This window comes from Marinovum algicola (assembly GCF_900109145.1).
Lineage (GTDB): Bacteria > Pseudomonadota > Alphaproteobacteria > Rhodobacterales > Rhodobacteraceae > Marinovum > Marinovum algicola.
Genome location: NZ_FNYY01000003.1, coordinates 271155 through 295807, shown reverse-complemented (window position 1 = coordinate 295807; position 24653 = coordinate 271155). Strand labels below are relative to the sequence as shown.

At 64.8% G+C, this 24653-nt stretch carries 26 protein-coding genes and 2 tRNA genes; 15 read left to right on the top strand and 13 right to left on the bottom strand.

The annotated features are described in order from the left end of the window. The first annotated feature begins 99 nt into the window (after positions 1-99). A complete protein-coding gene (locus BMW90_RS06860; protein ID WP_074835737.1) occupies positions 100-1203 on the top strand; it encodes a HupE/UreJ family protein in 1104 nt (367 codons plus the stop codon). Between the two features lie 91 nt (positions 1204-1294). Here the strand turns inward: BMW90_RS06860 and xth are convergent, their stop codons facing one another. Further along, positions 1295-2077, bottom strand: a complete 783-nt coding sequence (xth, locus tag BMW90_RS06855) for an exodeoxyribonuclease III (RefSeq protein WP_170850517.1) — start codon at positions 2075-2077, stop codon at positions 1295-1297. A 325-nt stretch (positions 2078-2402) separates the two neighbouring features. On the opposite strand from xth, the gene BMW90_RS26645 reads away from it, so the two are divergent. The 3 genes from BMW90_RS26645 to BMW90_RS06845 all read left to right on the top strand — a co-directional run bounded on the left by BMW90_RS26645 (position 2403) and on the right by BMW90_RS06845 (position 4672). Continuing rightward, the gene (locus tag BMW90_RS26645; protein WP_158499031.1) at positions 2403-2576 is read left to right on the top strand and encodes a hypothetical protein; all 174 of its coding nucleotides are present in this window, start codon (positions 2403-2405) and stop codon (positions 2574-2576) included. Positions 2577-2639: 63 nt separating this feature from the next. After that, the gene (locus BMW90_RS06850; RefSeq protein ID WP_074835735.1) at positions 2640-3737 is read left to right on the top strand and encodes a DUF6902 family protein; all 1098 of its coding nucleotides are present in this window, start codon (positions 2640-2642) and stop codon (positions 3735-3737) included. After that, the gene (locus BMW90_RS06845) at positions 3737-4672 is read left to right on the top strand and encodes a DMT family transporter (RefSeq protein ID WP_074835734.1); all 936 of its coding nucleotides are present in this window, start codon (positions 3737-3739) and stop codon (positions 4670-4672) included. Before BMW90_RS06850 ends, BMW90_RS06845 begins: the two co-directional genes overlap by 1 nt. 7 nt (positions 4673-4679) lie before the next feature. On the opposite strand, the gene BMW90_RS06840 is transcribed toward BMW90_RS06845, so the two are convergent. After that, a complete protein-coding gene (locus BMW90_RS06840) occupies positions 4680-5003 on the bottom strand; it encodes a HesB/IscA family protein (RefSeq protein WP_048531902.1) in 324 nt (107 codons plus the stop codon). Positions 5004-5105: 102 nt separating this feature from the next. Here BMW90_RS06840 and BMW90_RS06835 point away from each other — a divergent pair, with 102 nt between their 5' ends. The 7 genes from BMW90_RS06835 (at position 5106) to BMW90_RS06805 (ending at position 11971) form a co-directional block, all read left to right on the top strand. Then, positions 5106-6263, top strand: coding sequence for a deoxyguanosinetriphosphate triphosphohydrolase (locus BMW90_RS06835; protein WP_074835732.1), 1158 nt, complete (start codon positions 5106-5108; stop codon positions 6261-6263). A gap of 102 nt (positions 6264-6365) precedes the next feature. Continuing rightward, on the top strand, positions 6366-8111 hold the full coding sequence (gene argS / locus BMW90_RS06830) for an arginine--tRNA ligase (protein ID WP_074835731.1): 1746 nt from the start codon (positions 6366-6368) through the stop codon (positions 8109-8111). Between the two features lie 77 nt (positions 8112-8188). Further along, entirely contained in the window at positions 8189-9247 is a 1059-nt protein-coding gene (locus BMW90_RS06825) for an SPOR domain-containing protein (protein ID WP_074835729.1), read from the top strand. After that, a complete protein-coding gene (locus tag BMW90_RS06820) occupies positions 9244-10242 on the top strand; it encodes a glycoside hydrolase family 3 N-terminal domain-containing protein (RefSeq protein ID WP_074835728.1) in 999 nt (332 codons plus the stop codon). Before BMW90_RS06825 ends, BMW90_RS06820 begins: the two co-directional genes overlap by 4 nt. Positions 10243-10245: 3 nt before the next feature. Then, on the top strand, positions 10246-11043 hold the full coding sequence (locus tag BMW90_RS06815) for a segregation and condensation protein A (RefSeq protein ID WP_048531897.1): 798 nt from the start codon (positions 10246-10248) through the stop codon (positions 11041-11043). After that, positions 11044-11706: an SMC-Scp complex subunit ScpB gene (gene scpB / locus BMW90_RS06810; RefSeq protein WP_048531896.1), complete on the top strand. Its 663-nt coding sequence runs from the start codon at positions 11044-11046 to the stop codon at positions 11704-11706. Between the two features lie 70 nt (positions 11707-11776). Next, a complete protein-coding gene (locus tag BMW90_RS06805) occupies positions 11777-11971 on the top strand; it encodes a hypothetical protein (RefSeq protein WP_074835726.1) in 195 nt (64 codons plus the stop codon). Positions 11972-12138: 167 nt separating this feature from the next. Here the strand turns inward: BMW90_RS06805 and BMW90_RS06800 are convergent, their stop codons facing one another. The 8 genes from BMW90_RS06800 to BMW90_RS06765 all read right to left on the bottom strand — a co-directional run bounded on the left by BMW90_RS06800 (position 12139) and on the right by BMW90_RS06765 (position 18084). After that, positions 12139-13209 carry a 2'-deoxycytidine 5'-triphosphate deaminase gene (locus BMW90_RS06800; RefSeq protein WP_074835725.1) on the bottom strand — a complete coding sequence of 357 codons (1071 nt, stop codon included), beginning with the start codon at positions 13207-13209 and terminating at the stop codon, positions 12139-12141. A 64-nt stretch (positions 13210-13273) separates the two neighbouring features. Beyond that, positions 13274-13350: transfer RNA gene (locus tag BMW90_RS06795), tRNA-Pro, on the bottom strand. Positions 13351-13414: 64 nt separating this feature from the next. After that, positions 13415-14518, bottom strand: a complete 1104-nt coding sequence (locus tag BMW90_RS26985; RefSeq protein WP_074835723.1) for a MerR family transcriptional regulator — start codon at positions 14516-14518, stop codon at positions 13415-13417. A 12-nt stretch (positions 14519-14530) separates the two neighbouring features. Continuing rightward, on the bottom strand, positions 14531-14833 hold the full coding sequence (ihfA, locus tag BMW90_RS06785; RefSeq protein WP_048531893.1) for an integration host factor subunit alpha: 303 nt from the start codon (positions 14831-14833) through the stop codon (positions 14531-14533). A 101-nt stretch (positions 14834-14934) separates the two neighbouring features. Next, positions 14935-15906, bottom strand: a complete 972-nt coding sequence (locus BMW90_RS06780) for a beta-ketoacyl-ACP synthase III (RefSeq protein ID WP_074835722.1) — start codon at positions 15904-15906, stop codon at positions 14935-14937. Then, on the bottom strand, positions 15903-17036 hold the full coding sequence (gene plsX / locus BMW90_RS06775; protein ID WP_048531891.1) for a phosphate acyltransferase PlsX: 1134 nt from the start codon (positions 17034-17036) through the stop codon (positions 15903-15905). The genes BMW90_RS06780 and plsX overlap by 4 nt, the downstream gene beginning before the upstream one ends. 27 nt (positions 17037-17063) lie before the next feature. Next, the gene (gene rpmF, locus BMW90_RS06770; RefSeq protein ID WP_048531890.1) at positions 17064-17270 is read right to left on the bottom strand and encodes a 50S ribosomal protein L32; all 207 of its coding nucleotides are present in this window, start codon (positions 17268-17270) and stop codon (positions 17064-17066) included. Positions 17271-17514: 244 nt separating this feature from the next. Continuing rightward, positions 17515-18084 (bottom strand): YceD family protein, encoded by a 570-nt coding sequence (locus tag BMW90_RS06765; RefSeq protein WP_074835720.1) that lies wholly within the window; start codon positions 18082-18084, stop codon positions 17515-17517. Between the two features lie 88 nt (positions 18085-18172). Here BMW90_RS06765 and BMW90_RS06760 point away from each other — a divergent pair, with 88 nt between their 5' ends. The 3 genes from BMW90_RS06760 to BMW90_RS06750 all read left to right on the top strand — a co-directional run bounded on the left by BMW90_RS06760 (position 18173) and on the right by BMW90_RS06750 (position 21465). Further along, on the top strand, positions 18173-18634 hold the full coding sequence (locus tag BMW90_RS06760) for an outer membrane protein assembly factor BamE (RefSeq protein WP_074835719.1): 462 nt from the start codon (positions 18173-18175) through the stop codon (positions 18632-18634). Positions 18635-18750: 116 nt separating this feature from the next. Further along, the gene (locus tag BMW90_RS06755; protein WP_074835813.1) at positions 18751-19482 is read left to right on the top strand and encodes a GNAT family N-acetyltransferase; all 732 of its coding nucleotides are present in this window, start codon (positions 18751-18753) and stop codon (positions 19480-19482) included. Positions 19483-19656: 174 nt separating this feature from the next. Next, positions 19657-21465, top strand: coding sequence for an ABC-F family ATP-binding cassette domain-containing protein (locus BMW90_RS06750; RefSeq protein ID WP_074835717.1), 1809 nt, complete (start codon positions 19657-19659; stop codon positions 21463-21465). A gap of 97 nt (positions 21466-21562) precedes the next feature. On the opposite strand, the gene BMW90_RS06745 is transcribed toward BMW90_RS06750, so the two are convergent. Beyond that, complete coding sequence (locus BMW90_RS06745) at positions 21563-22663, bottom strand: AbrB family transcriptional regulator (protein ID WP_074835716.1); 1101 nt, start codon at positions 22661-22663, stop codon at positions 21563-21565. A 99-nt stretch (positions 22664-22762) separates the two neighbouring features. On the opposite strand from BMW90_RS06745, the gene BMW90_RS06740 reads away from it, so the two are divergent. After that, the gene (locus tag BMW90_RS06740) at positions 22763-23911 is read left to right on the top strand and encodes an arginase family protein (protein ID WP_074835714.1); all 1149 of its coding nucleotides are present in this window, start codon (positions 22763-22765) and stop codon (positions 23909-23911) included. Here BMW90_RS06740 and BMW90_RS06735 read toward each other — a convergent pair. Both BMW90_RS06735 and BMW90_RS26980 read right to left on the bottom strand, forming a co-directional pair. After that, a tRNA-Gly gene (locus BMW90_RS06735) sits at positions 23890-23963 on the bottom strand. The genes BMW90_RS06740 and BMW90_RS06735 overlap by 22 nt on opposite strands. Positions 23964-24104: 141 nt before the next feature. Next, entirely contained in the window at positions 24105-24647 is a 543-nt protein-coding gene (locus tag BMW90_RS26980) for a fasciclin domain-containing protein (RefSeq protein ID WP_244526451.1), read from the bottom strand. Positions 24648-24653: the final 6 nt, after the last annotated feature.

Here is a 24653-nt window from a genome sequence, read left to right as displayed (position 1 = left end):
TTCATGGCGCGAAACTTTTTTCGCCGCAAGCCGTAGCTTGGGGTTGCAGCTGGGACGGATCGCGGCATTCTGCCGCCAGGCAAACAGGGTGAGATTGTGATGAAGCGGATTTTGTTGAGTGTATTGGGCCTTTGGGCGGGCGCGGCCGGGGCGCATGAGGTGATGCCGACGATTGGCGATCTCACGGTGACCGAGGGTGCGGCGCAGATCGAGCTGCGGCTGAATGCCGAGGCGTTCATCGCCGGGATCGATCTTGACGGGCTCGAAGACACCAACACCACCGACCGCTCCGATGTCTACGACGCCCTGCGCGCGCTGCCGCCCGAAGACCTGGCCGAGCGCATGGCACCGACGGCCGACACCATGGCCGAGGCGATCCGGCTGGAAAGCGGCGGGACGGCGGTGCCGCTGGCGGTGACCGGCTTTGCACCGGGCGAAATCGGCAATCCGACGTTTGCGCGCGAAAGCACGTTGTCGCTGCGCGCGGATCTGTCGAACAGCACCGCGCCGCTGGTGCTGCACTGGCCCGACGGCTACGGCACCCTGGTGTTGCGGCAGTTGGGGCTCGAGACGGGCTATACCGGCATAATCGAGGGCGGCGACATGAGCGACAGCATCCTGCCGACCGGACAGACGCCGAAATCCGGGTTTGCGGTCTTTGCCGAATATATCCCGGTCGGCTTTGACCATATCCTGCCCAAGGGGCTGGATCACATCCTGTTTGTGTTGGGGCTGTTCTTTCTCAGCACGCGGCTTGGCCCGCTGTTGTGGCAGGTCACCGCGTTCACCGCCGCCCATACGGTGACGCTGGCGCTTGGCGCGCTTGGCATCGTCACCATTCCCGGCAGTATCGTCGAGCCGATCATTGCCGCCTCGATAGTCTATGTCGCGGTCGAGAACATCTTTTCGCCCCGGATGCACGCATGGCGGCCGCTTGTGGTCTTTGGCTTCGGGCTGCTGCACGGGCTGGGTTTTGCCTCGGTGCTGAGCGAATTCGGTCTTCCGCAGGGGCAATTTATCCCGGCGCTTCTGGGGTTCAACGTCGGGGTCGAGCTGGGCCAGCTTACCGTGATTGCCATGGCCTTTCTTGCGGTCGGGCTCTGGTTTGGCCGCAAGAGCTGGTATCGGCCCGCCATCGCGGTGCCGGCCTCGGCGGTGATCGCGCTGGTCGGCGCCTATTGGTTTGTCGAACGGGTGATCTGAACTGCGGCGTTGTCGGGTGAACGATACGGCACGATGAGGGGATGCGCGGCTTTATAGAGTGGGTTCTCAACCCACCGCGCATCCGCCGGTCTCAAGCGGCGAGATCGACCCAGACCGGCACGTGATCCGAAGGCTTTTCGCCGCCGCGCACGGCGGCGTCGATCTGGCAATCCTGCATTAGATCCGCGCATTCCGGCGACAGCAGGAAGTGATCGATCCGGATGCCGTTGTTGCGCTGCCAGGCGCCGGCCTGGTAATCCCAGAAGGTGTAATGCCCGGGCCCCTGAACCCGCGCGCGAAAGGCCTCGGTATAGCCCAGATTCTCGATCCGACGGAAAGCGGCGCGGCTCGCCGGAAGGAAAAGCGCGTCGTCTTTCCATTGCGCGGGCGTTTCTGCATCTTCTGATTGAGGAATTATATTAAAATCTCCCGTTATAAGTGTGGGGAGCTCTTCTGCCATTAAGGTTTCGGCGCGGATTTTCAGCCGTTCCATCCAGGCAAGTTTATAATCGTACTTGGGGCCGGGGACCGGGTTGCCGTTAGGTAAGTAAAGCCCGCAGATCCGGATTGCGTGCTGCGATCCCATTACAGTGGCTTCGATCCAGCGCGCCTGTTCGTCACTGTCATCGCCGGGCAGGCCACGGGTCACATCCTCGAGCGGCAGGCGCGAAAGCAGGGCGACCCCGTTGAAGCCTTTTTGACCATGGGTTTCAACATTGTACCCCATGTCCTCGAAATGTTCTCGGGGAAAGCCTTCGTCGACCGACTTGATCTCCTGAAGTACGGCGACATCCGGCGCGGCATCGCCAAGCCAATCGGTCAGCGCATTGATTCGCGCCTTGATGCCATTAATGTTGAAAGTGGCAATCTTCATCGCGGCCTCCTTGATCGGAGGCCAATATCCTTTCGATAGGGTCAGGGGACAAGCGCAAAATTGCGCCGGGTCCAGCGACGAAATGCGCATAAGCTATAGTTGATTCGATGGAATTTACTGCCGCAACCCGCGATTTTCTGGGATTTTCCGGCCGTGCTATAAATTTGTGCGATTTAGGTTTTATGTAATATTGGCAAATGCCTGTATACCATATCTTGTGTGGATAAAAGACTTATCCACAAGGTATAGTTGAAAAATGTTTTGAAATGCTCGGAAGGGTGGAGAAATCTGGCCGTGTCGAAAACATTCAACACGGAGACACACGATGCTCGCACTTGTTCAAGAAACCCTTAACGAAACCAAAACCGAAGAACTGGTCATCGAGACCACCGAGATCTCGGCCGGCGATCACGTCGACACGATGATGTGCGTCTCGATCGAAACCGGCACCGACATGTTCGACGGTGACCAGGTCCAGGCGATGATGTGCGTGTCCTGAGCGGCGCGCAGGACTGAACACGCTCGGACCGGGCGCATTTGATATTCATCGGAGGACCCAATCATGTCGAACGTTGTCTATTTGAATGTGCCCGGCCCCAGGGAGCGGCGAGCGGCGCGTTCCGGCGCGCTCATCCGCTCATTCGCCGCGCATCGGCGCGGCCCCGAGGATGTGTTCTGGCTCAAGGAAAACGCCGAGCTGCTGAACATCCTCGAATGCACCGGCCAGGAGGTTCCGGCGACGCTGCTGGAGCCTTATGGCGCCTTCTATGACAACGCCCGCGAAAAGCTGGCGTTCTTTCCCCAATATTATCGCTTCATCCTCTCGCTGACCCTCGATCTCGAGGCGCTCGGGATGCCGGGTGATCATGCCGAATCGATGTGCGCCTGGGCGCTGCGGCAGGATCTGGTCGGCGGAGAGACCTCTGACATCCAACGTGCCGAGGCTTTTCGGCTGATGCAACGGCGCGGAATGGATCCACTTGGCGACCAGGGTGCCGCTGAAGCGCGTCTGCGTGACTTCATTGCGCGTCCGGAACGCTTTGCATTGCCCAACAAAAAGGCTGCCTTCGAGCTGACGCACATCGTATTCTACCTCTCGGAGTATGGGCGGAAAGACCCGGATCTGGGGCCGAATGAGCTGCGGTCGCTGGAGAATGCAGGGCTTTTGGCTTTTCTTGACGGAAACCTGGATCTTCTTGCTGAGATTTGCGTGGCAATGCGCTATGCAGGTTTCAACCCCTCGGGGATTTGGGAAGAGTGGATCAATTGCAAGATGAGCGAATTTGAGATTTCAGAATTGGATGCAGGCCAGCCGGGGCAGCGGCCCGTGGCCGATGTCTATCACGAATATCTGACCTCGTCCTGGCTTGCCGGCGTTCAGGGAAAAACGCCCTTTGGCGAAGTGCCGTTGCGCCGCAGGGGCCAGTCGGGGGCCTTGGCCATTCACCGGCCGCGCGCCGGATCGGCGGCGCTGCGCGAAATCTCGGTTCAGCTGTTCCGCATGGACGACCGCTCTGACGCCTGGGCCGCGATGCGCAGCCAGATCGGCGCCAACCTGACCGACACCGCCCGCGCGCGACTGGCCCAGGCCGAGGCCTCGACCGGGCATTTCGAGGCGTTTTTCGAAGAATTCGCCCGCGCACAAAAGGTTAGCGCCTGATGCGGGTGGGGCCGGCAGGGATCAGTATCACGACTTTCGGCACCGGGCTGGTGCTGATCTATACGCTGCTGATCACCTTTTCCGATGCGATCACGAAATACCTGGCGCAATCCTATGGCGCGCCGCAGCTTCTGAGCATCATTGCGCTGCTGATCGCGCTGATGTCGCTCGGCAGCAGCCGGGTACGCGGCGAAAAGGTGACCCTGCGCACCAATTTCCCCGGCGTGATGGCGATGCGCGCCGCGCTGACGGTGGTGGCGACGGTGATGTTCTTTTATGCGCTGGCAACTTTGGCGCTGGCGCAGGTCTTTCTCTTTGTCGCGCTGGTGCCGCTGCTTTCGGCGCTGATGTCGGGGCCGATTCTTGGGGAACGGGTGCGCCCGGCTGCCTGGGTCGCGCTGGGATGCGGCTTTCTCGGGGTGCTGTGCATGGTCGAGATTCGCCTGTCGACGATAACCACAGGCCACATCGCGGCCTTCATCGGCGCGGTCTCGGGCACCGGTTCGATCGTGCTGTCGCGCTACATCGGGCGGCGCGAGAACACGCCGCTGGCCCAGGTTTTCTATCCGCAGCTCGCGGTCTTCCTGTCGATGCTGCTTCTGGCGCCTCTGGGCTGGCAGCCGATGCCGCTGTTCGATCTGATGATGGCGGTGCTCTGCGCGGTGGTGCTGTTTTCGGCGCGGCTGCTTCTGGTGATCGCGCTGCGCCATCTCACCGCCTATGCGGTCACACCGCTGATGAATCTGCAATTCGTCTGGATGGTGCTGATCGGGCTGGTCGTGTTCAACGAAGTGCCCCAGGCCAGCACGCTGATCGGCGCGATTATCGTCATGGTTTCAGGCGCTTACCTGGTATTCGATCAATCCCAGGCGGAAACCGCGCCGGACCATGCGATGCCGGTCAGCTTTCGCAAGCCCGTCTTGGCACGGGGCTGATCCAACCTCAGATCGAAAATGACGTGCCGCAGCCGCAGGCGCTGGTGGCATTGGGGTTCTCGATCACGAAACGCGCGCCGATCAGCTCTTCGCTGAAATCGATGACCGCCTCGGTCAGAAACGGCAGCGACACCGCGTCTACCACAACCTTTTCGCCTTTGCTTTCAAGCACGAGGTCATCGTCGGACGGGTTGTCGAGCCGGATATCGTACTGAAAGCCCGAGCATCCGCCGCCCTCCACGGCCACGCGAAGGGCCTTGCCCTCGGCACTGGCGCCGATCTCGGCCAGGCGTTCAAAGGCGCGCTCGGTCACTTTCGGCGGCAACTGCATGACAAATCTCCGGTTTTCCTGCACAAACGCCCTGCCGGGCGGTTTTATCGTCTTCCATGGTGCAATATAGAAGCGGCGCAGGCCGTCAACAAGGAGGCTGCGATGATCGCGCCTTATGCGTCCCGACCCGAAACTTCGCGCGGACGTCTCAAACCGGAAGAAGAGAGCCATTTTCGCTCGTGTTTTCAACGCGATCGCGACCGGATCATCCATTCCAGCGCCTTTCGCAGGCTCAAACACAAGACCCAGGTTTTTGTCGAGCACGAAGGCGATTATTACCGTACCCGGCTGACCCATTCGATCGAGGTGGCCCAGGTGGCGCGGACGATCTCGGGCGCGCTGGGGCTCAACCAGGAACTGACCGAGGCGGTGGCCCTGGCGCATGACCTCGGGCATACGCCGTTCGGTCACACCGGCGAGGATGTGCTCGACGCCTTGATGACGCCATACGGCGGCTTTGACCACAACGCCCAGGCGTTGCGCATCGTCACCAGGCTCGAGCAGCACTACGCCGAGTTCGACGGGTTGAACCTCACTTGGGAAACCCTTGAAGGCATTGCCAAACATAACGGTCCCGTGGTGGGCGATCTGCCCTGGGCCCTGGCCGCATATGATGCCCGGCACGACCTTGAATTGCACACCCACGCCAGCGCCGAGGCACAGGTTGCGGCCATTGCCGATGACGTCGCTTACAACAACCACGATCTGCACGACGGGCTGCGCGCCGGGCTCTTTACCGAGGCGGATATCTGCGATCTGCCGATTGTCGGCGCCTGTTTCGCCGAGGTTGATGCGAGATATCCCGGATTGGAGGAAAAACGCAGGCGCCACGAAGGCTTGCGGCGCGTCTTTGGTGTGATGGTTGCAGATGTGATCGACACGTCTGCGGCGCTTTTGCAGGAGACCGGCGCCACCTCGGCTCAGGACATCCGCGAGCATTCCGGCCCGGTGGTCCGGTTTTCGACGCCGCTCTGGCAGGACATTCAGGCGATCCGCAGCTTCCTGTTCCAGCGCATGTACCGGGCGCCGGGTGTGATGGAGGTGCGCCGCGAGGTCGGGCAGGCGGTGGAAAACCTCTTTGCGATCTACATGAAAAGCCCCGATTTGCTGCCCGAAGCCTGGCACGCCGAGTTGCGACAGGCGCCCGATGACATGGTCAGACGCGCGCGCAGCGTGTCGGATTACATCGCGGGCATGACCGATCGCTTCGCCCTGCAATCGAACCGACAGCTCTGCGGCGGGTCGACGGGCGACGGCTGACAGGCCGGCGCGTGCCGCCGGCGGGCCGGGCCTCGGCCCTAGGCTTCGATTGACGCCCGCGCGCGGCATGATAAACCCCGGGCAAGCTTGAAGGACCAGACGATGAACCTCTTTTCCGACCTGCGCGGGACGGTGATTGCCGCGCTCGACCAGATGACCGCCGAGGGCTTGCTGCCCGAGGGCCTCGATTTCGCCAATGTGGCGGTGGAACCGCCGCGCGATCCGCTGCACGGCGACATGGCCACCAATGCCGCGATGGTGCTGGCCAAACCGGCGCAGAAAAAGCCCCGCGACATCGCCGAGGCGCTGGCCGATAAGCTGCGCGCCGACGATCGGATCACCGAGGCCGATGTTGCCGGCCCCGGCTTTCTCAACATGCGGCTGTCGCCCGCCGTCTGGCAGGGCGTGGTCGGCACGGTCCTGACGCAGGGCAGGGATTTCGGCCGCTCCGACATGGGGCAGGGCCAGAAGATCAACGTCGAATATGTCTCGGCCAACCCCACCGGCCCGCTGCACGTGGGCCACACCCGGGGCGCGGTCTTTGGCGACGCGCTGGCCAGCCTGCTGGATTATTCCGGCCATACGGTGACCCGCGAATATTACATCAATGACGGCGGCGCACAGGTCGATGTGCTGGCCCGCTCGGTCTATCTCCGGTATCTCGAGGCACATGGTCAGGAAGTCGCCTTCGAAGACGGCACCTATCCCGGCGATTACCTGATCCCGGTGGGCGAGGCGCTCAAGGACAAGGTCGGCGACGCCTATGTCGACCAGGGCGAAGAGGTCTGGCTGGCCGAGGTGCGCGACTATGCCACCGAGGCGATGATGGAACTGATCCGCGCCGATCTGGGCCTGCTGGGCGTGCAGATGGATCATTTCTATTCCGAGAAATCGCTTTATGGCACCGGCCGGATCGAAGCCGCGATCCAGGACCTCGACGCCAAGGGGCTGATCTATCGCGGCACGCTCGAGCCGCCCAAGGGCAAAAAGCCCGAGGATTGGGAACCGCGGGAGCAGACCCTGTTCAAATCCACCGCCCATGGCGATGACGTGGACCGGCCGATCAAGAAATCCGACGGCAGCTGGACCTATTTCGCGCCGGACATCGCCTATCACTATGACAAGATATCCAGAGGCTTCGACGGCCTTATCGATGTCTTCGGCGCCGATCACGGCGGCTATGTCAAGCGCATGAAGGCGGCCGTTTCGGCGCTGTCGGACGGCAAGACGCCGCTCGACATCAAGCTGACGCAGCTGGTCAAGCTCTACAAGAACGGCGCGCCTTTCAAGATGTCGAAACGCGCCGGCACTTTCGTCACCCTGCGCGATGTCGTCGATCAGGTCGGGCCCGACGTGACCCGCTTTGTCATGCTCACGCGCAAGAACGATGCGCCGCTGGATTTCGATTTCGACAAGGTGCTGGAACAGAGCCGCGAAAACCCGGTGTTCTACGTGCAATATGCCAATGCCCGGGTGCATTCGGTGCTGCGCAAGGCCCGCGACGCAGGCATGGCGCCCGAGGCCGGCGCGCCGAGCCGGGCCGATCTGGCCAAGCTGGACCATGCGGCGGAACTGGCGGTGGCCAAGAAACTGGCCGAATGGCCGCGCCTTGTCGAGATCGCGGCGCGCACCCATGAGCCGCATCGCGTTGCTTTCTATCTCTATGAACTTGCTGGCGAATTCCACACGCTCTGGAACCGGGGCAACGATCTGCCCGAGCTGCGTTTCCTGCAAGAGGGTGACCGGGACACATCGCTGGCGAAAATCGCATTGGCGCGGGCCGTGTCGGTTGTTATTTCCGCCGGTCTTGGTATCCTTGGCGTGACCCCGGTGGAGGAGATGCGCTAAGACATCTGGTCGCCGGTCAATAGAGCAGTCAGTAGCATAACCCCGCGGCGCGTATCGCGGGGAGCGGAGAGGCGAAAATGGCAGATTACCAGATGTCCGGATCCCCGGTGGGATACGGTGGGCAAGGCGGATTCCAGACACATACCCCTGAACCCGGTCGCAAGGGCGCCGGCATGGGCACCTATGCCAATGTGGCGGGGGCGGCGGTGTCGCTGGCGCTATTGCTGGGCGTGGGCATCTGGGGCTACCAGCTACTGGTGCGAGATGTGTCCGGCGTGCCGGTGGTCAAGGCAACCTCAGGGCCCTGGCGCGTGGCGCCGGAAAACCCCGGCGGCGAAGCCGCCGATCACCAGGGCCTGGCCGTCAATGAGGTGGCCGGCCGTGGCACCGCCTCGGGCCCGGTCGACCGGGTGGCGCTGGCGCCGCAACCGGTGGGGCTGGAAGAAGAAGACGTCCCGCGCGAAGCGCCGCGCCTGCGCAGCCAGGAGGCCGCAGCGCAGACCGAACTGGCCACTTTGCCCGACACCGATGAGGCCGCGCCGGTGCCCGCGTCCCTGGCGATCATGACCAACCGGGTCGAGGGGGGCACCGCCCCCAAACCGGACGGCGATGCCACGATCCAGGCGCTGGTCGATCAGGTGGTCGCGGATGCCATGCCGCTGGGCGATGACGCGCCTGCCGCGGGACAGCCGGTCAAGACCGCGCTGAAACCGGTGGCGGAAGAACAGGCGCCGGTGGTCACCGGGCCCGGCGTACGTCGCAGCCCGCGCCCGCGCAACCGCCCCGCCGAGCTTGTCCGCGCCAGCCAGGTGTCCGCCGTCACCCCGGTGGCCGCCACCCCCGCCGTGGCCGAGGTGGCGACGCTGGCCGCCGCGGATCTGGCCACCGGCACCCGCCTTGTGCAACTGGGCGCCTATGAGAGCGCCGAGGTCGCCGAGCAGGAATGGGGCCGGATTTCGGGCCGGTTCGACAGCTTCTTTGACGGCAAGGCGCGGGTGATCCAGAAAGCCAAGAGCGGCGGCCGCACCTTCTATCGTCTGCGCGCCCATGGCTTTGGCGATCTGGCCGAGGCCCGCCGGTTCTGTGCCGCGCTGGTGGCGGAACGGGCCGATTGCATTCCGGTCGTGGTGAAATGACCGCCACCGCCGCGATTTTCGCCCCGCGCGGGGAGAAGCTGACCGGCGTTGAACGGCAATTCTTTCGCGATGTGGACCCCTGGGGCTTTATCCTGTTCGCCCGCAACATTGGCGATGCGGCGCAGCTCCGCGCGCTGTGCGAAGATCTGCGCGCAACCGTGGGCCGCGACGCCGCGATCCTGATCGATCAGGAAGGCGGCCGGGTGCAGCGCATCCTGCCGCCTCTGGCACGGCGCTGGCGTCCGCCGCTGACCGATGTGGCGCGGCTCGGCGCGAGAGCGCCCGAGGGCATGTACCTGCGCGCCCGGATCATGGCCGAAGAGCTGCGCGGCTTTGGCATCGACGTCAATTGCATCCCGACGCTGGATGTGGCGGGCGAAGGCACGCATGAGTTCCTGCGCAACCGCTGCTACGGCGAAACCCCCGACCAGGTGACCGACGTCGGCCGCGCGGTGGTGCGCGGGCTGCTCGATGGTGGCGTGCTGCCGGTGATGAAACACATCCCGGGCCATGGCCGGGGCCGTGTCGACAGCCATCTCGAGCTGCCGCATACGCGGGCCTCTGTGCATGAGCTGCGGGCGGTCGATTGGGTGCCCTTTGCCGCGCTGAGCGATGTGCCGATGGGCATGACCGCGCATATGATCTTCGAGGCGGTCGATCCACATTTCCCGGCCACGCAATCCGGTGCGATGATCAACCTGATCCGTGAAGAGATCGGCTTTGCCGGTTTGCTGATGACCGACGACATCTCGATGCAGGCGCTGAGCGGCACGCCGGGCGACCGCGCCAAAGCGGCGATCGCCGCCGGCTGTGACCTGGTGCTGCATTGCAACGGCTATCTCGACGAGATGCGCGACGTTGCCGACAACGCCGGGCCGATGAGTGAGGGCGCGATGCTGCGTGGACGCGCCGCGCTGGCGCTGCGCCAGCCGGCAGGAGAGGTTGACACCGAGGCTCTGGATGCGCAGTTTGAGGCGCTTCTGGCAAGGCGCTAGGCTATGGACGAAATCGAATTCGACGAGACACCGCAAGAGCCGCAAAGCGTTGCTGACCGGCTGGCGGCCGAGGCGCTGATCGTCGATGTCGACGGTTTCGAAGGTCCGCTCGACCTGCTTCTGATGCTGTCGCGCACGCAAAAGGTCGATCTGCGCAAGATCTCGGTGCTGGAACTGGCGCGGCAATACCTGGCCTTTGTCGAAAAGGCCAAGGCGCTCAGGATCGAGCTGGCGGCGGATTACCTGGTCATGGCGGCCTGGCTGGCCTTTCTCAAATCGCGGCTGCTGTTGCCGCCCGATCCCGAGGAAGAAGGTCCGTCGGGCGAGGACCTGGCGGCGCATCTGGCGTTCCAGCTCGAACGTTTGCAGGCGATGCGCACCGCCGCCGCCCAGCTCATGGCCCGCAACCGGCTTGGGCGCGATGTTTTCGCGCGCGGGGTGCCGGAGACGGTTGAGCGCGTGAAGTCAGTGACTTACACGGCGACCTTGCTGGACTTGATGCAGGGCTATGCCCGCATCCGCACGCGCGACGAATTCCGTCCCTTCGTGATGGACCGCGACTCGGTCTTTACCATGGAAGAGGCGCTGGAGCGGATGCGGGGCATGATCGGGTTCGCCGGCACCTGGACCGATATTTCCCTATATCTTCCAGAAGGTTGGGCGGCAGACCCGGTGCGGCTCCGTTCGGCCACCGCGGCGACCTTTGCGGCCTCGTTGCAACTGGTCAAGGAGGGCAAGGCGGAATTGCGCCAGCAAGGCACATTCGAGGCGATCGAGCTTCGCCGGATCACGGATAAATAGATGAGCGACGACGTGCAATCGACTGACACCGAAGAGAAAAGCCTCTTCGCAGCCCCGCCCATGGCGGAACAGGAGCGGATGGTCGAAGCCGTGCTCTTTGCGAGCGCCGAGCCGGTGACGGTCAGGGATCTCGAGGCCCGAATGCCGCATGGCTGCGATGCCGCCGAGGCGCTGGTGCATCTGCGCCGGCGGTACGAGGGGCGCGGCGTGCAGGTCATCAAGGTCGGCGAGGCCTGGGCGATGCGCACCGCCGCCGATCTGGCCTTTCTGATGCAGAAGGAAACGGTCGAGACCCGCAAGCTGTCACGCGCCGCCATCGAGACGCTGGCGATCATTGCGTATCACCAGCCGGTCACCCGCGCCGAGATCGAGGAAATTCGTGGTGTGAGCGTGTCGCGCGGTACGGTGGATCAGCTTTTGGAAATGGAGTGGATCCGCTTTGGCCGCCGCAAGATGACGCCGGGGCGGCCGGTGACCTTCGTTGTCACGCCGGAATTCCTCGATCATTTCGGGCTGGAAAGCGCGCGCGACCTGCCGGGGCTCAAGGAACTGCGCCAGGCGGGCCTGCTGGAGAGCCGGCCGCTGCCCGGCACGCCGCAATTCGGCGAAGGCGAGGACGAACCCGAGGCGGAAGCGGGACAAAGCGAGCTTTTCGAAGACTGACCGCGGGAACGCCCATATTCTGGCACGATTTGCTGTTATTCCATGGGCACATCATACGGGAGAGCGGGCGATGAACGCCAATCAACTGATCAACATGGTCGTGCGGATGTTTCTGAAAAAGGCGATGAGCCGTGGCGTCGATGCCGGCATCGACCGGGTCACCAAACGCAGCGGCGCGCGGGGAAACAGCCCAAAGCAAACCAAGGCTCAGGCGCAACAGGCCAAGCGCGCAATCCGCATGGCGCGGCGGGCTGGTCGGTTGTAAGCGTCTCTTCATGTGTTGCATGAATTTAACGCGATTCATTAACTTAAGGTATTGCATGAAGTTAAGGTAATGCCTCAACTTCATGTGATGGGTGAACCTTCCCTTCCGGCTTATGGCTTTGCATTAGGATCGCCACGTAAAAGATTGTTTTGCAATTAAAAAACGCCTTACTTGAAGTGCTTTGACAACTTCAACCCCTGGCCCTGGTAATTCGACTGCAAGCCGGCGCCATACAGCACGTCGGGCTGTGCCTGCATCCGCTCATAGACCAGCCGGCCGACGATCTGGCCATGTTCCAGCACGAAGGGCGCCTCGTGACAGCGGACCTCGAGCACGCCGCGCGCGCCTTGACCGCCGGCGGCATCATGGCCGAATCCGGGATCGAAGAAGCCGGCGTAATGCACCCGGAACTCGCCTACCATGGCGATATAGGGCGCCATCTCGGCGGCGTAGGCGGGCGGGATATGCACGGCCTCGCGGCTGACCAGAATATAGAAGGCGCCGGGGTCGAGGATCAGGTGACCGCTGGTGCTGTGCAGCTCTTCCCAGAACTCCAGCGGATCGTAATGGCCGATCCGGTCTAGATCGATCACCCCGGTATGGGGCTTGGCGCGATAGCCCACCAGCGTGCCCTCTGCCGGCTCCAGATCGACGGAAAAGCCGAGGCCGCCGTCGATCACCGCCTCGCTGTCGACAAGCGGTGTCTCGGCGTGGACAGCGCGCAGGGTGGCGTCGTCCAGCACCGCCTGACCCTTGCGAAAACGGATCTGGTTGAGCCGCATGCCGGGGCGGACAAGCACGGAGAATGACCGCGGGCAGATCTCGGCATAAAGCGGGCCATTATAGCCATCGGGGATGCGGTCGAACTCGGTGCCCTGATCTGTGATCAGCCGGGTCAGCAGGTCGAGCCGGCCGGTCGAGCTCTTGGCATTGGCCACCGCCTGGATACCTGCGGGCAGGGCGAGCGATTCCATCAGCGGCACCACATAAACCGCGCCCTTTTCCAGCACCGCGCCGGCGCTGAGGTCGATCTCGTGCATGCCAAATTCTTCCAGCCGATCCGAGACCTTGCGATTCTGTCCGGCGAGGAACGAGGCGCGCACGCGATAGGCCTTGTGACCCAGCCGCAGATCGAGACTGGCGGGCTGAATCTGCGCCTCGATGATCTCGGGATTGCCGGTAAGGGCACCCTGGGCGATTAGATCGCTGATGTGCTGGCTTGCGAGTACACCTGTCATGTGCGGTTTCCTTTCGAACAAGGACCCGACACACCGCAGGGTGTCTTTTGGGGGAGGAGTATAATGGTCGGGCTAGCAGGACTCGAACCTGCGACCTTCCGTCCCCCAGACGGACGCGCTACCAGGCTGCGCCATAGCCCGACTGGAGTGCCTACATACCTGTTTTCGGCGGCGGGGCAAGAGGTAATTGCCAACATTTTCAAAGTCAGTTTCTGGCGGCGTGACTCATTGCGCGCGCATGGTCGCGGACCCGCACGATCAGCGTCTCGATCTGCTCGGCACTCAGCCCCAGGTCGCGGGTTTTCGGTGCGGTGAGCAGGGTCAGCAGGCCCGGGGCGGCGGCAACCTCGTGGTCGCTCGGATCGGGCGGGACATCGATGTCGCGGACGCGCGGTGCATCATCGTCGTCGTCCTCCTCCTCGGCCTCGGAGTCGCGCAGGACGGCGGCCAACAGCGCGGCGTCGTCTTCGGGCGACGCCTGTGACGGGACCGGTGCCGTGGCTTCCGGCGCCGGGTCGGGCAGGGCATGAGACAGCGGGTCTGGCTCCGGCTCCGAGGGGGCCTGCGGCGCATCTTCGGCGGCCTTCGTGGTCTCGGCCGGATCAGCCGGCGGCGGATTGTCGAGCGCCTCTTCGGGCAGCGGTGTCGCCGACGGGCCGCCGGGCGTCTCGGCCAGACGTTCCGACATCGGTTTTTGCAAGAAGTCCGGCAGACCCTCGGTGTCGGCCGTTTCGGCCGGGCTGTCCGGCGCGCTCGGGGCGGGTGTGGCTTTCTCCGGCGAGGCAAAGGCATTGTCGCTGCCGGTGCCTTCGGGCGCAAAGAGATCGGTGATCTCGGGCGTCGCCTCGCGAAGTGTCTCGTTCGGCGCGGACAGGGGCACGGCGGATTCGGGCTCGCTCGGGGCGGGCGTGTCCGGCGGGGCGTCGCCCGGGCCGCTGCGACTGGTGAAATCCAGCACCTGACCGGTTTCCGGTGCCATGGGTGCCGGCGTGGCCTGTGGAGTCGCCTCGATCATCGCCTCGAGATCTTCCTCGAGTGGCGGCGACATGGCCGAAACGTGTTTGATCCCCTGTTCACGCAGGATCTTCTGCACGCCCTTGATGGTCATGCCGTCGTCATGCAGCAGCTTCTTGATGCCGCCGAGCAGCGTCATGTCGGCGGGGCGGTAATAGCGCCGTCCGCCGGCGCGTTTGACCGGCTTGACCTGGCTGAACTTGCTTTCCCAGAAGCGCAGCACATGCGCCGGGGTGTTCAGCCAATCGGCGACCTCGGAAATGGTGCGAAAGGCGTCGGGGGATTTGCTCGGCATCGCCCGCGCCCTTTAGCGCCGGTTGCCCGCGGCGACCCGGTCTTTCATCAGGTGCGATGGCCGGAACGTCAGGACGCGGCGCGGCTCGATCGGCACTTCCTGCCCGGTCTTGGGGTTGCGGCCGACGCGCGCGGCCTTGTCACGCACGGAAAAGGTGCCGAAGGACGAGATCTTGACCTGCTCACCGGCGACCAGCGCATCGGACATCAGGCTGAGCACACGTTCGACGAGTTCGGCGCTTTCGTTGCGCGAAAGCCCGACTTCGCGAAACACCGCTTCGCTGAGGTCCATACGTGTCAGTGTCTTGTCGCTCATCAGAAATCTCCCCAGATTTTCCACAGCTTAGGCGGGGGAGCAAATCCGAGTCAATATGAACGACCGGGGCAAAGGCGAAAAACCCGTGCAAAAACCGGCGATTACCAGCGCAGAACCACCGCTCCCCAGGCCAGGCCGCCGCCGATTGCCTCGGTCACGATGAGATCGCCCTTTTTGATCTGCCCGCGCTCGACGCCGACGGAGAGGGCAAGAGGAATCGATGCCGCCGAAGTGTTGCCGTGGTCCTGAACGGTGACAACCACCTTGTCCATCGGCAGGCCCATCTTGCGCGCGGTCCCCTGGATGATGCGGATGTTGGCCTGATGCGGCACCACCCAATCGACATCCTCCGAGGACACGCCGGCGCTGTCCATCGCCTTGACGGCGGTGGCGGCCAGCTTTTCGACGGCATGGCGAAAGACCTCCTTGCCCTGCATGCGCAGAAAGCCGGTGGTCTGGGTCGAGATGCCGCCATCGACATAGAGAATGTCCTTGTGGCGGCCGTCGGAATTGAGATCGGTGGCCAGGATGCCGCGATCCTCCGGGGTGCCGTTCCCCTCCTGCGCCTCAAGCACCAGCGCGCCGGCGCCATCGCCGAACAGCACGCAGGTCGAGCGGTCGTTCCAGTCCATGATCCGGCTGAAGGTCTCGGCACCGATCACCAGCACCCGGCTGGCCTGGCCCGAGAGGATCAGCGCATTGGCGTTGGTCAGCGCATAGGCAAAGCCGGCACAGACTGCTTGAAGATCGAAGGCAAAGCCGTGGTCCATGCCCAGCTTGGCCTGCACCATGCTGGCGGCGGAGGGAAAGGTCAGATCGGCGGTGGAGGTAGCCAGGACGATGGCGTCGATGTCATTGGCCGCGAGCCCGGCCTGGTCCAGCGCGCGCTGGGCTGCCTTGGTGGCAAGATCGGAGGTGGTTTCGCCCTCGGCGGCGAAGTGGCGACGTTCGATGCCGGATCGCGAGCGGATCCATTCATCGGAGGTATCCAGCGTCTTTTCGAATTCGGCGTTTTCGACCACCCGTTCGGGCAGGTAATGACCTGCACCGATAACAACCGCGCGTCGCGTCATATATGCTCTCCTGTGGTCGCTCCGTCACCCTGGGCGTTGTCTTCCCTGGCTTGTTCGGCGACCTGCGCGGCTGCCGCGATATGGGCAGCCACTTTTTGGTTGAACCCGGCATTGGCCAGCTTGAACGCCAGCTTGACCGCGGCGCTCACCGCCATGGCATCGGCCGATCCGTGGGATTTTACCACAGTTCCGTTCAATCCGAGAAAAACCCCGCCATTGACCCGGCGCGGATCGATGCGTTTTTGCAACCGGCGCAGCGAGGGCAGGGCGAGAAGCGCCGCCAGCCGCGACAGCGGGGTGTATTTGAAGGCTTCCTTGAGAAAGTCGCCGATCAGGCTGGCGGTGCCTTCGCCAGTCTTGAGCGCGACATTGCCGGTGAAGCCGTCGGTCACGATCACGTCGGCGCGGTTGCCGGGGATGTCACCGCCTTCGACGAAGCCCACGAATTCATAGCGACCGTTCTGGGCGTGGTTGCGGATCAGGTCATGCGCCTCACGCAGCTCCTGCCGCCCCTTGTGTTCCTCGGTGCCGACGTTGAGCAACCCGATGCGCGGCGGATCGACATGCAGGCCGTTGCGCGCATAAGAAGCGCCCATCAGCGCGTATTGGAACAGATCATGCGCATCGGCGCGGACATCCGCCCCGACGTCGAGCATGACGTTGAACCCCTGTTTGTTGCGCGAGGGCCAGAGCACACCGATGGCCGGGCGGTTCACCCCCGGCAGCTTGCGCAGACGCACCATGGAGAGCGCCATCAGCGCGCCGGTATTGCCACAGGAGACCGCCACGGCCGCCTCGCCGTCGCGCACCGATTCCAGCGCCGACCACATCGAGGTGCCCTTGCCACGGCGCATCACCTGGCTGGGCTTGTCGGTCATCGCGACAACGCCCTCGGCATTGCGAATCTCGCAGCGGCCGCGCAGCGTCTTGCGCTTGGCGACAAGCGCGCGCAGTTCGTCCTCGGGACCGTGCAGGATAAAGCCCAGATCGGGGTTTTTGCGTGCCGAGCGGTCACATCCCGCGACAACGGGGCCGGGACCTCGGTCCCCGCCCATCGCGTCGATCGACAAGACAACACGCCTGTCACCCGGCCCGGCCTCTGCCGCAGTCTGTCTCGTGGGTGCGGTCATGAGGGAGAGGCCTTGCCAGAGGAAGCCTTAGGCTGCGTCTTCGTCCAGCTCGATTTCGTCTGCCACGGCAACGACTTCACGTTCCGCGTAATGGCCGCAGGACGGGCAGACATGGTGCGGGCGCTTCAGCTCACCGCAGTTGTCGCATTCGTTGGGGTTGGCAGCGACCAGGGAATCATGCGCACGGCGGTTGTTCCGGCGCGATTTGGACACTTTATTCTGCTGAACAGCCATGGCTCAATCTCAAGTCTTTCTCGGGGGGCACGTCAGCCGCGCCCGCGGTTTCGGATGGTTCCGGGCAGATACGCGCACATGTGCGGTATATACAACCCCAAATCTCTCAGAGGGCGCGAAAATACGACTTTTCGGCCCCCTTGCAAGCGATTCCTTTGTCGCAGGCAACCCGCGTCCCGGGCCCGGTGGCTGTGGCGGCCAGGAGGCCCCGGATCGGGGTCCGGGGCGCGCGGGCGGGCATGGCTCAGACCTCGCCCTCGCCGTTTTCCAGCTTGCCCTTGAGGGCCGCCAGGGCGGCAAAGGGTTTGGTGTCCTTGTCGCGCAGCGGTGTCTTGCCCGGCTCGGTCACCACCATTTCGCCCAGAGGCGGCGCAGTCTCGGCGCGCGGATAGTCGGGGATATGCAGCGCCAACGCCTCGAGCATCACCGCATGAGGGTCGATATGGCTGGCCAGCGGCTCGGCGGTGTCATCCTCGGGCATCTCGGTCTCGGCGCCTTCTTGCACGGTCTCCTGCCAGTCCGAGACATAACGGCGTTCGACATCGGCCTCGATCCGCGTGGTCACCGGCTCGAGCGTCTGCACGCAGGGCTGCACCACCGTCGCGCCAAGCCGTCCGGTCAGCACGAAGTCGCGTTTTCCGGCGCTGCGGATCTCGCCCTCGAAGCGCAGCTTGCGCAGCGCGCTCAGGTCGAAATCGGCCGCCAGCGCCCGGCGTTCGGGCTCGGTCGGGGCGAGGGCGAACCGATGCGGCCGGTTCTGCGGCAGGGCGGTGACCACCAGCGCATGGCGGCTGTAATCGATCTCTTGTGACATGAACCTGAGCGCATCCTTTCTTGAACCACGGGCCAACCTTCTGTAAGCGGGATATAAAGTACGGCAGGTGCAAAGCAAGAGGGCAGAAATGACAGGCAGAACCAAAGCCATGCGCATGGTGGTTGCCTTGGCCTGCGCCGCCGTCCTGTCGGCCTGCGTGGCACAATACCGCAATCACGGCTACCTGCCCAGCGACAGCGAACTGTCCGATGTGATCGTCGGCGTCGACACCCGCGACACCGTGGCCGAGACCATCGGCGTGCCCGGAACCAGCGGCGTTCTGGATCAGGGCAATTATTATTACGTCGGCAGCCGGGTGCGCCACTACGGCGCCTTTCCGCCGGAAATCGTCGAACGCGAGATCGTGGCGGTGGAATTCGATGCCGATGGCGTGGTGCGCAATATCACCCGCTACGGGCTCGAGGATGGTCGCGTGGTCGCGCTGACACGCCGGGTGACGGTGACCGGCGATGGCGACATCGGCTTCATCCGCCAGCTCTTTGGCAACATCGGCGGCATCAACCTCGGTGGCATCGGCGACGGCGGCTGAGCCGGGCCGCGGCGCCACAGCGCGGGTGCGGCGTGACGTGTGGTCATCAATCCGTCATACTTGTCTGACAGCAGGAGGCCGACCAGCTGTTGGTCATTGCCAGGCGGAACATTCTGATGAAAGCACTGATCAAGGGCCGGTATATGTCGCGGATCGCCGAGACCGCCGAGGATGTCGCGGCCGCCCAGGCGCTGCGCCATCTGGCCTTTCACGGCCGCCCGGGCCGCGACGCCGATGAATTCGATGCCGACTGCACCCATCTGCTTGTCGAGGACCGGCGCGACAACAGGCTGGTCTGCTGTTTCCGCATCCTGCCGCTGACCGGCGGCTCGGAGATCGCGCGCAGCTATTCGGCGCAATATTACGAGCTTTCGGCGCTTTCCGCCTATCAGGGACGGATGGTCGAAATGGGCCGGTTCTGCGTGCATCCCGAGGTGGCCGACGCCGATGTGCTGCGCGTCGCCTGGGGGGCGATGACCGCCTATGTCGATGACAATGCGGTCGAGCTGCTGTTTGGCTGCGCCTCGTTCCGGGGCACCGAGGCCGGCGAATACTACGACGCCTTCGCCATGCTCAAGGAGCGCCACCTCGGGCCGAAACGCTGGCTGCCCAAGGTCAAGGCGCCGAATGTCTTTCGCTTTGCCGCCCGGCTGCGCCGCAAACCCGACATGAAGCTCGCCATGCGGCGGATGCCGCCCCTGCTGCGCACCTATCTGATGATGGGCGGCTGGGTGTCGGATCATGCGGTGGTGGACCGGCAGATGAACACGCTGCATGTCTTTACCGGGGTGGAAATCGGGGCGATTCCGCCGGCCCGCAAGAAGCTGCTCCGGGCGGTGGCGGGATAGCTGCCGGTTCGGGTGGCGGCCGGGATCGGGTGCGGGCCCGCGGCCCCGGCTTGCGGCGGTGTCGGGAGGCCGGCGCCGACCGCGCGATCTGGCCGGCGCAGAAGGTATTTTCGGCAAGAGGAAGCAGCGGTGTCGGGCCTTGACCATCGGGCGTGGCGCCTCTAGCTGCGAGCCATGGCACAGATACCCCTTTTGCAACTTTCCGGCATTTCCCTGACCTTCGGCGGCGATCCGGTGTTCGATTCTCTCGACCTGGTGGTGCAGGAGCGCGACCGGGTGGCGCTGGTCGGGCGCAACGGCTCGGGCAAGTCGACGCTGATGAAGGTGATGGCCGGGCTGGTCGAGCCCGACCGCGGCAGCCGCGTGGTGCCGCCGGGCGTTTCGGTGGGCTACATGGAGCAGGAGCCCGACCTCTCGGGCTTTGCCACCTTGGGCGATTTCGCGGCCAGCGGGCTGGAGCCGGGCGAGCTTTACAAGGTGGAGCGCGCCGGCGAGGGGCTGAAGTTCGATCCGGCGCGGCCGGTGGCGACCGCCTCGGGCGGCGAGCGGCGGCGCGCGGCGCTGGCCAAGCTGATGGCCGAGGCGCCCGACCTGATGCTGCTCGACGAGCCGACCAACCATCTGGATATCCAGGCGATCGGCTGGCTGGAGCGCGAGTTGAAGGCGCCGCGCGCCGCCTTTGTGCTGATCTCGCACGACCGGGCGTTTCTCAATGCGCTGACCCGGGCGACGCTCTGGATCGACCGGGGCATGACCCGCCGGCAGGAAAAGGGGTTTGCCGATTTCGAGGCTTGGCGCGACAAGACCTGGGAAGAAGAGGATCAGGCGCGCCACAAGCTCGACCGCAAGATCAAGAGCGAGGCCCGCTGGGCGGTCGAGGGCATCAGCGCGCGGCGCAAGCGCAACATGGGCCGGGTGCGCGCGCTCGGCGATCTGCGGGCGGAACGCGCCTCGATGATCAAACGCGCCGGCACGGCGGCGATGGCGCTGGAGGCGGGGCCGAAATCGGGCCGCAAGGTGATCGAGGCCGAGGCGATCTCCAAGACCTTTGGCGACAAGCCGATCTGCCGCGATTTCTCGTTGCGGATCCAGCGCGGTGACCGGGTGGCCTTTGTCGGTCCCAATGGCGTGGGCAAGACGACGCTGCTGAAGATCCTGCTGGGCGAGATCGCGCCGGATGCCGGGCGTGTCACCCTGGGCACCAACCTGATGCCGGTGGTCTTCGATCAGGCGCGGGCGCGGCTCGATCTGGAGGCGACGCTCTGGGACAATCTGACCGGCGATCCCGAGATGCGGGTTTCCGGCAAGGCCGATCAGATCATGGTGCGTGGCCAGCCCAAGCATGTGGTGGGCTATCTCAAGGAATTCCTGTTCGACGAGCGCCAGGCGCGGGCGCCGATTTCCTCGCTTTCCGGTGGCGAACGGGCGCGGCTGCTGCTGGCCAAGATCATGGCGCGGGAAAGCAACCTGCTGGTGCTCGACGAGCCGACCAACGATCTCGACGTCGAGACGCTGGACCTGCTCCAGGACCTGCTGGGCGATTACGACGGCACGGTGCTGCTGGTCAGCCACGACCGGGATTTCCTTGATCGGGTGGCGGCCACGACCATCGCCATGGAGGGCAATGGCAAGGTGACCGCCTATGCCGGCGGCTGGAGCGATTACCAGTCGCAGCGCCAGCCGGAGGCGGTGGTGGAAAAGGCCGAGACGCCAAAGCCGTCGAAGCCGAAGGTGAAGCGGCAGATGAAGGCACCCGCCGGCGGGCTCAGCTTTACCGAGAAGCACCGGCTCGAGGAATTGCCGGCGGTGATCGAACGGCTGGAGGCGGAAATCGGCAAGCTCGAGGGGCTCCTGGCCGACCCGGCGCTGTTCACCCGCGAACCGGTGAAGTTCAAGAAGGCCACCGAGGCGCTGGTCGAACGCCAGGACAAGCTTGAGGCGGCCGAGGAGGAATGGCTGACGCTGGAAGAAAAGGCCGGCTGAGGCGGGTTGGGCGCGTGGCCCCGGGGCGGGCCTGACCGTCTGGCGCGCGTCCCGGTCTTTGCGCCGGGTCCGCCCGGTGGCCGGGACGCCCGCTGGATCACCGCCGGGGCGGGTCGTTCTCGGACGGGACTTTTGCGGTCTGTCTGGTCGTTTGCACGCGGGTCAGCAGGGTCAGCTCCACCACCGTCAGCAGGATGCGCAGCACGTGGTGCAGGCTGACCAGCGCCGGGCTGGCGGCGAGGCTGAGGGCGATGATCGACATTTCGGTCACGCCGCCCGGGGCAAAGCTGATCAGCAGCACCAGGAAGGGCAGACCGGTGGCAATATGCAGGCCGGTGGCCAGCCCGGCGCCGAGGATCAGCATGAAGCCCACCGAGAGCAGCGCCAGCCAGACCGAGCGACGCAGCATCCGCGCCGTGACCCCCTTGAACCGCAGCCCGAGGCTGGCGCCGACGACGACCTGCGCGGTGGCGATCATCCAGAACGGCACATGCAGATCGATATAACCCGCCATCGACAGCCCGGCGGTGAGAAACAAAGGGCCGGTGATCTGGCCCGCAGGCAGGCGCAGCAGGCGCGCCAGCGCCAGACCGACAGCGGCGGCGATCAGCACCAGAAGCAGCTCGCCCGCGGTGATCTGCGCCGTCTCGCCGGGAAGCGCGCCCGCGGCGCTGCCCACCGGGTGGCCGAGCCAGAGCGAAAGACCGGCGGGCACCAGCGAGACCACGACAATGATCCGCAGGAACTGCTGGATCGTCAGCAGGCGCAGATCGGCCCCGGCGCTTTCGCCCAGCAGAATGCTCTCCATCAGCCCGCCGGGGGTGCCGCTGAAGAAGGCGGTCGTGCGGTCGTAGCCGCCGAGACGACGGAAGATCACGACATTGCCGGCATGGGCGCAGGCGATAAAGACGATGAGCGCGGCCAGGGTCAGCGGCAGATATTGCAGCTGGGACAGCAGGTCGGGCGTGGCCTGGGTGCCGATCATCACGCCGATCAGGGTGATGAACCCGGTGCGCAGCCGCATCGGGAAGTCGTAACTGGCCAGCGGCCCGTTCTGAAACACCGCCACCGCCAGCGCCGAGCCGATCAGCGCGCCGATCATCCAGGGCATCGGCAGCCCGAGGGCCGCGGCCAGCGCGCCGAACAGACCGCAGGCCAGAAGCAGGAGACAGGTAAGACAGACAGTGCGAAAAGTCATTGCCGGCGTTCTATACCGCGACGTCAGGGAGGTGAAGGCCGGGCCGGCCGAACTTGCGATGGGCTCGCGCTCGGCGTGAAAACCGGTCAGACTGGCGGCATGACAGAGGCAGTTTTCATCGGTTCGGGCATCTATCGCGGCTCGACCTACGGCCGGCGTCATCCGCTGAGCATACCGCGGGTGCCGACGGTGATCGACCTGTCGCGCGCGCTGGGCTGGTTGCCGCCGGATCGCTACCGGGTTTCGCCCCGGGCCAAGCCGGCGGCGCTTCAGGCCTTTCACACGCCGGGGTATATCGCGGCGCTGCTGGCGGCCGAGGCGGCGCAGGCGGTGAGCGATGAGATGCGCGCGCTGCACGGGCTCGGCACCCTGTCGAACCCGGTCTATGCCGAGATGTACCGCCGGCCGGCCACGGCCGCCGGCGGGTCGCTGCTGGCCGCGGCATTGCTGCGCGACGGCGGCGTGGTGTTCAATCCCGGGGGCGGCACCCATCACGGCATGGCCGACCGGGCGGCGGGCTTCTGCTATCTCAACGATCCGGTGCTGGCCTTGCTGGCGTTCCGGGCGCAGGGGCTGCGGCGCATTCTCTATCTCGACATCGATGCGCATCATTGCGACGGGGTCGAGGCGGCGCTGGCCGGCGCCGGCGACATCCGCATGATCTCGGTGCATGAGGCGCAGCGCTGGCCGTTTACTGGCGCCTTTGCGGACCGGGCCGGCGGTGCGGCGCTCAACCTTCCGGTGCCGCGCGGGCTGAATGACAGCGAATTCGCCGTGCTGCGCGACCGGGTGATCCTGCCCGCCATCGACCGGCTCGATCCGCAGGCGATCGTTTTGCAATGCGGCGCGGATGCGGTGGCCGAAGATCCGCTGGCGCGACTGGAACTGTCGAACCGGGCGCATTTCGACCTCGTGGCGCGGCTGCACGGCGCAGCGCCGCGGCTTCTGGTGCTTGGTGGCGGTGGCTACAACCCCTGGAGTGTCGGGCGGCTCTGGACCGGGGTCTGGGGCGTGCTGAGCGGGCAGGAACTGCCCGACAGGCTGGGCGGCGCGGCCTCTGCGATCCTGCGCGACCTGACCTGGGTGCGACAGCGCGGCCCGGTGCCCGCCTATCTCACCACCACGTTGCAGGATGCGGCGCGCCCGGGGCCGGTCAGACCCGAGGTCGGCGAGCTGGCAGAGGCGGCGGCAAAGCGGGCCCGACACTGGGCCTGGAGTGGGGAAAATGGAGCGGGTAACGGGAATTGAACCCGTAACTTAAGCTTGGGAAGCTCGCGTGATACCTTTTCACCATACCCGCGCTCTGGATCGTCGAAATAGCGCAGAGCGCGACGCTCTGCAAGAGCCATGGCGCAGGATCCGCATCCGGCAGCCGGCACGAAAAAGCCGCCCCGGCGTTGCGGGGCGGCCCTTTGTGCTCTGTGGGTGGCAAGATCGGAGATCAGCGCGGCAGGAGCACGCCTTCGACCACATGGATGACACCGTTCGATTGCATGACATCGGCCTGGGTCACCTCGTAGGCATTGCCGTTTTCGTCAAAGATGAACACCCGATTGCCGGCCGTCACCTTGGCCGAGAGCGCATCGCCCGAGACCGCTGCAAAGTGATAGAAGTTGTCGCGGCTCTTGCGTGCCTCGCGGATGATGTCTTCGGCGGTCCAGCTGCCGGCCACCACATGCGCGGTCAGGATCTTGGTCAGCTGGTCCTTGTTCTCGGGTTTCAGCAGGGTCTCGACGGTGCCGTCGGGCAGGGCGGCAAAGGCGTCATTGGTGGGGGCAAAGACGGTGAAGGGGCCGGGGCCCGACAGGGTTTCGACCAGACCGGCGGCCTTCACGGCGGCGACCAGGGTGGTGTGATCGGCCGAGTTCACCGCGTTTTCGACGATGGTTCTGTTGGGGAACATCTTGGCGCCGCCCACCATCGGAACATCGGCGTCCGCCATTTCCATCGCCGCATCGGTTTCCATAGCGGCGTCACTTTCCATCGCCGC

Bases quoted from the DNA above. Each gene is read 5' to 3' on its own strand.
- BMW90_RS06825 (WP_074835729.1), top strand. From the start codon at position 8,189: ATGGCAGATTACCAGATGTCCGGATCCCCGGTGGGATACGGTGGGCAA.
- BMW90_RS06740 (WP_074835714.1), top strand. From the start codon at position 22,763: ATGACAGAGGCAGTTTTCATCGGTTCGGGCATCTATCGCGGCTCGACC.
- BMW90_RS06760 (WP_074835719.1), top strand. From the start codon at position 18,173: ATGACAGGCAGAACCAAAGCCATGCGCATGGTGGTTGCCTTGGCCTGC.
- BMW90_RS26645 (WP_158499031.1), top strand. From the start codon at position 2,403: ATGCTCGCACTTGTTCAAGAAACCCTTAACGAAACCAAAACCGAAGAA.
- BMW90_RS06860 (WP_074835737.1), top strand. From the start codon at position 100: ATGAAGCGGATTTTGTTGAGTGTATTGGGCCTTTGGGCGGGCGCGGCC.
- BMW90_RS06750 (WP_074835717.1), top strand. From the start codon at position 19,657: ATGGCACAGATACCCCTTTTGCAACTTTCCGGCATTTCCCTGACCTTC.
- BMW90_RS06780 (WP_074835722.1), bottom strand. From the start codon at position 15,906: ATGACGCGACGCGCGGTTGTTATCGGTGCAGGTCATTACCTGCCCGAA.
- BMW90_RS06800 (WP_074835725.1), bottom strand. From the start codon at position 13,209: ATGACAGGTGTACTCGCAAGCCAGCACATCAGCGATCTAATCGCCCAG.
- BMW90_RS06745 (WP_074835716.1), bottom strand. From the start codon at position 22,663: ATGACTTTTCGCACTGTCTGTCTTACCTGTCTCCTGCTTCTGGCCTGC.
- plsX (WP_048531891.1), bottom strand. From the start codon at position 17,036: ATGACCGCACCCACGAGACAGACTGCGGCAGAGGCCGGGCCGGGTGAC.
- BMW90_RS06820 (WP_074835728.1), top strand. From the start codon at position 9,244: ATGACCGCCACCGCCGCGATTTTCGCCCCGCGCGGGGAGAAGCTGACC.
- BMW90_RS06845 (WP_074835734.1), top strand. From the start codon at position 3,737: ATGCGGGTGGGGCCGGCAGGGATCAGTATCACGACTTTCGGCACCGGG.
- rpmF (WP_048531890.1), bottom strand. From the start codon at position 17,270: ATGGCTGTTCAGCAGAATAAAGTGTCCAAATCGCGCCGGAACAACCGC.
- BMW90_RS06805 (WP_074835726.1), top strand. From the start codon at position 11,777: ATGAACGCCAATCAACTGATCAACATGGTCGTGCGGATGTTTCTGAAA.
- xth (WP_170850517.1), bottom strand. From the start codon at position 2,077: ATGAAGATTGCCACTTTCAACATTAATGGCATCAAGGCGCGAATCAAT.
- BMW90_RS26985 (WP_074835723.1), bottom strand. From the start codon at position 14,518: ATGCCGAGCAAATCCCCCGACGCCTTTCGCACCATTTCCGAGGTCGCC.
- BMW90_RS06840 (WP_048531902.1), bottom strand. From the start codon at position 5,003: ATGCAGTTGCCGCCGAAAGTGACCGAGCGCGCCTTTGAACGCCTGGCC.
- argS (WP_074835731.1), top strand. From the start codon at position 6,366: ATGAACCTCTTTTCCGACCTGCGCGGGACGGTGATTGCCGCGCTCGAC.
- BMW90_RS06765 (WP_074835720.1), bottom strand. From the start codon at position 18,084: ATGTCACAAGAGATCGATTACAGCCGCCATGCGCTGGTGGTCACCGCC.
- BMW90_RS06815 (WP_048531897.1), top strand. From the start codon at position 10,246: ATGGACGAAATCGAATTCGACGAGACACCGCAAGAGCCGCAAAGCGTT.
- ihfA (WP_048531893.1), bottom strand. From the start codon at position 14,833: ATGAGCGACAAGACACTGACACGTATGGACCTCAGCGAAGCGGTGTTT.
- BMW90_RS26980 (WP_244526451.1), bottom strand. From the start codon at position 24,647: ATGGAAAGTGACGCCGCTATGGAAACCGATGCGGCGATGGAAATGGCG.
- BMW90_RS06835 (WP_074835732.1), top strand. From the start codon at position 5,106: ATGATCGCGCCTTATGCGTCCCGACCCGAAACTTCGCGCGGACGTCTC.
- scpB (WP_048531896.1), top strand. From the start codon at position 11,044: ATGAGCGACGACGTGCAATCGACTGACACCGAAGAGAAAAGCCTCTTC.
- BMW90_RS06850 (WP_074835735.1), top strand. From the start codon at position 2,640: ATGTCGAACGTTGTCTATTTGAATGTGCCCGGCCCCAGGGAGCGGCGA.
- BMW90_RS06755 (WP_074835813.1), top strand. From the start codon at position 18,751: ATGAAAGCACTGATCAAGGGCCGGTATATGTCGCGGATCGCCGAGACC.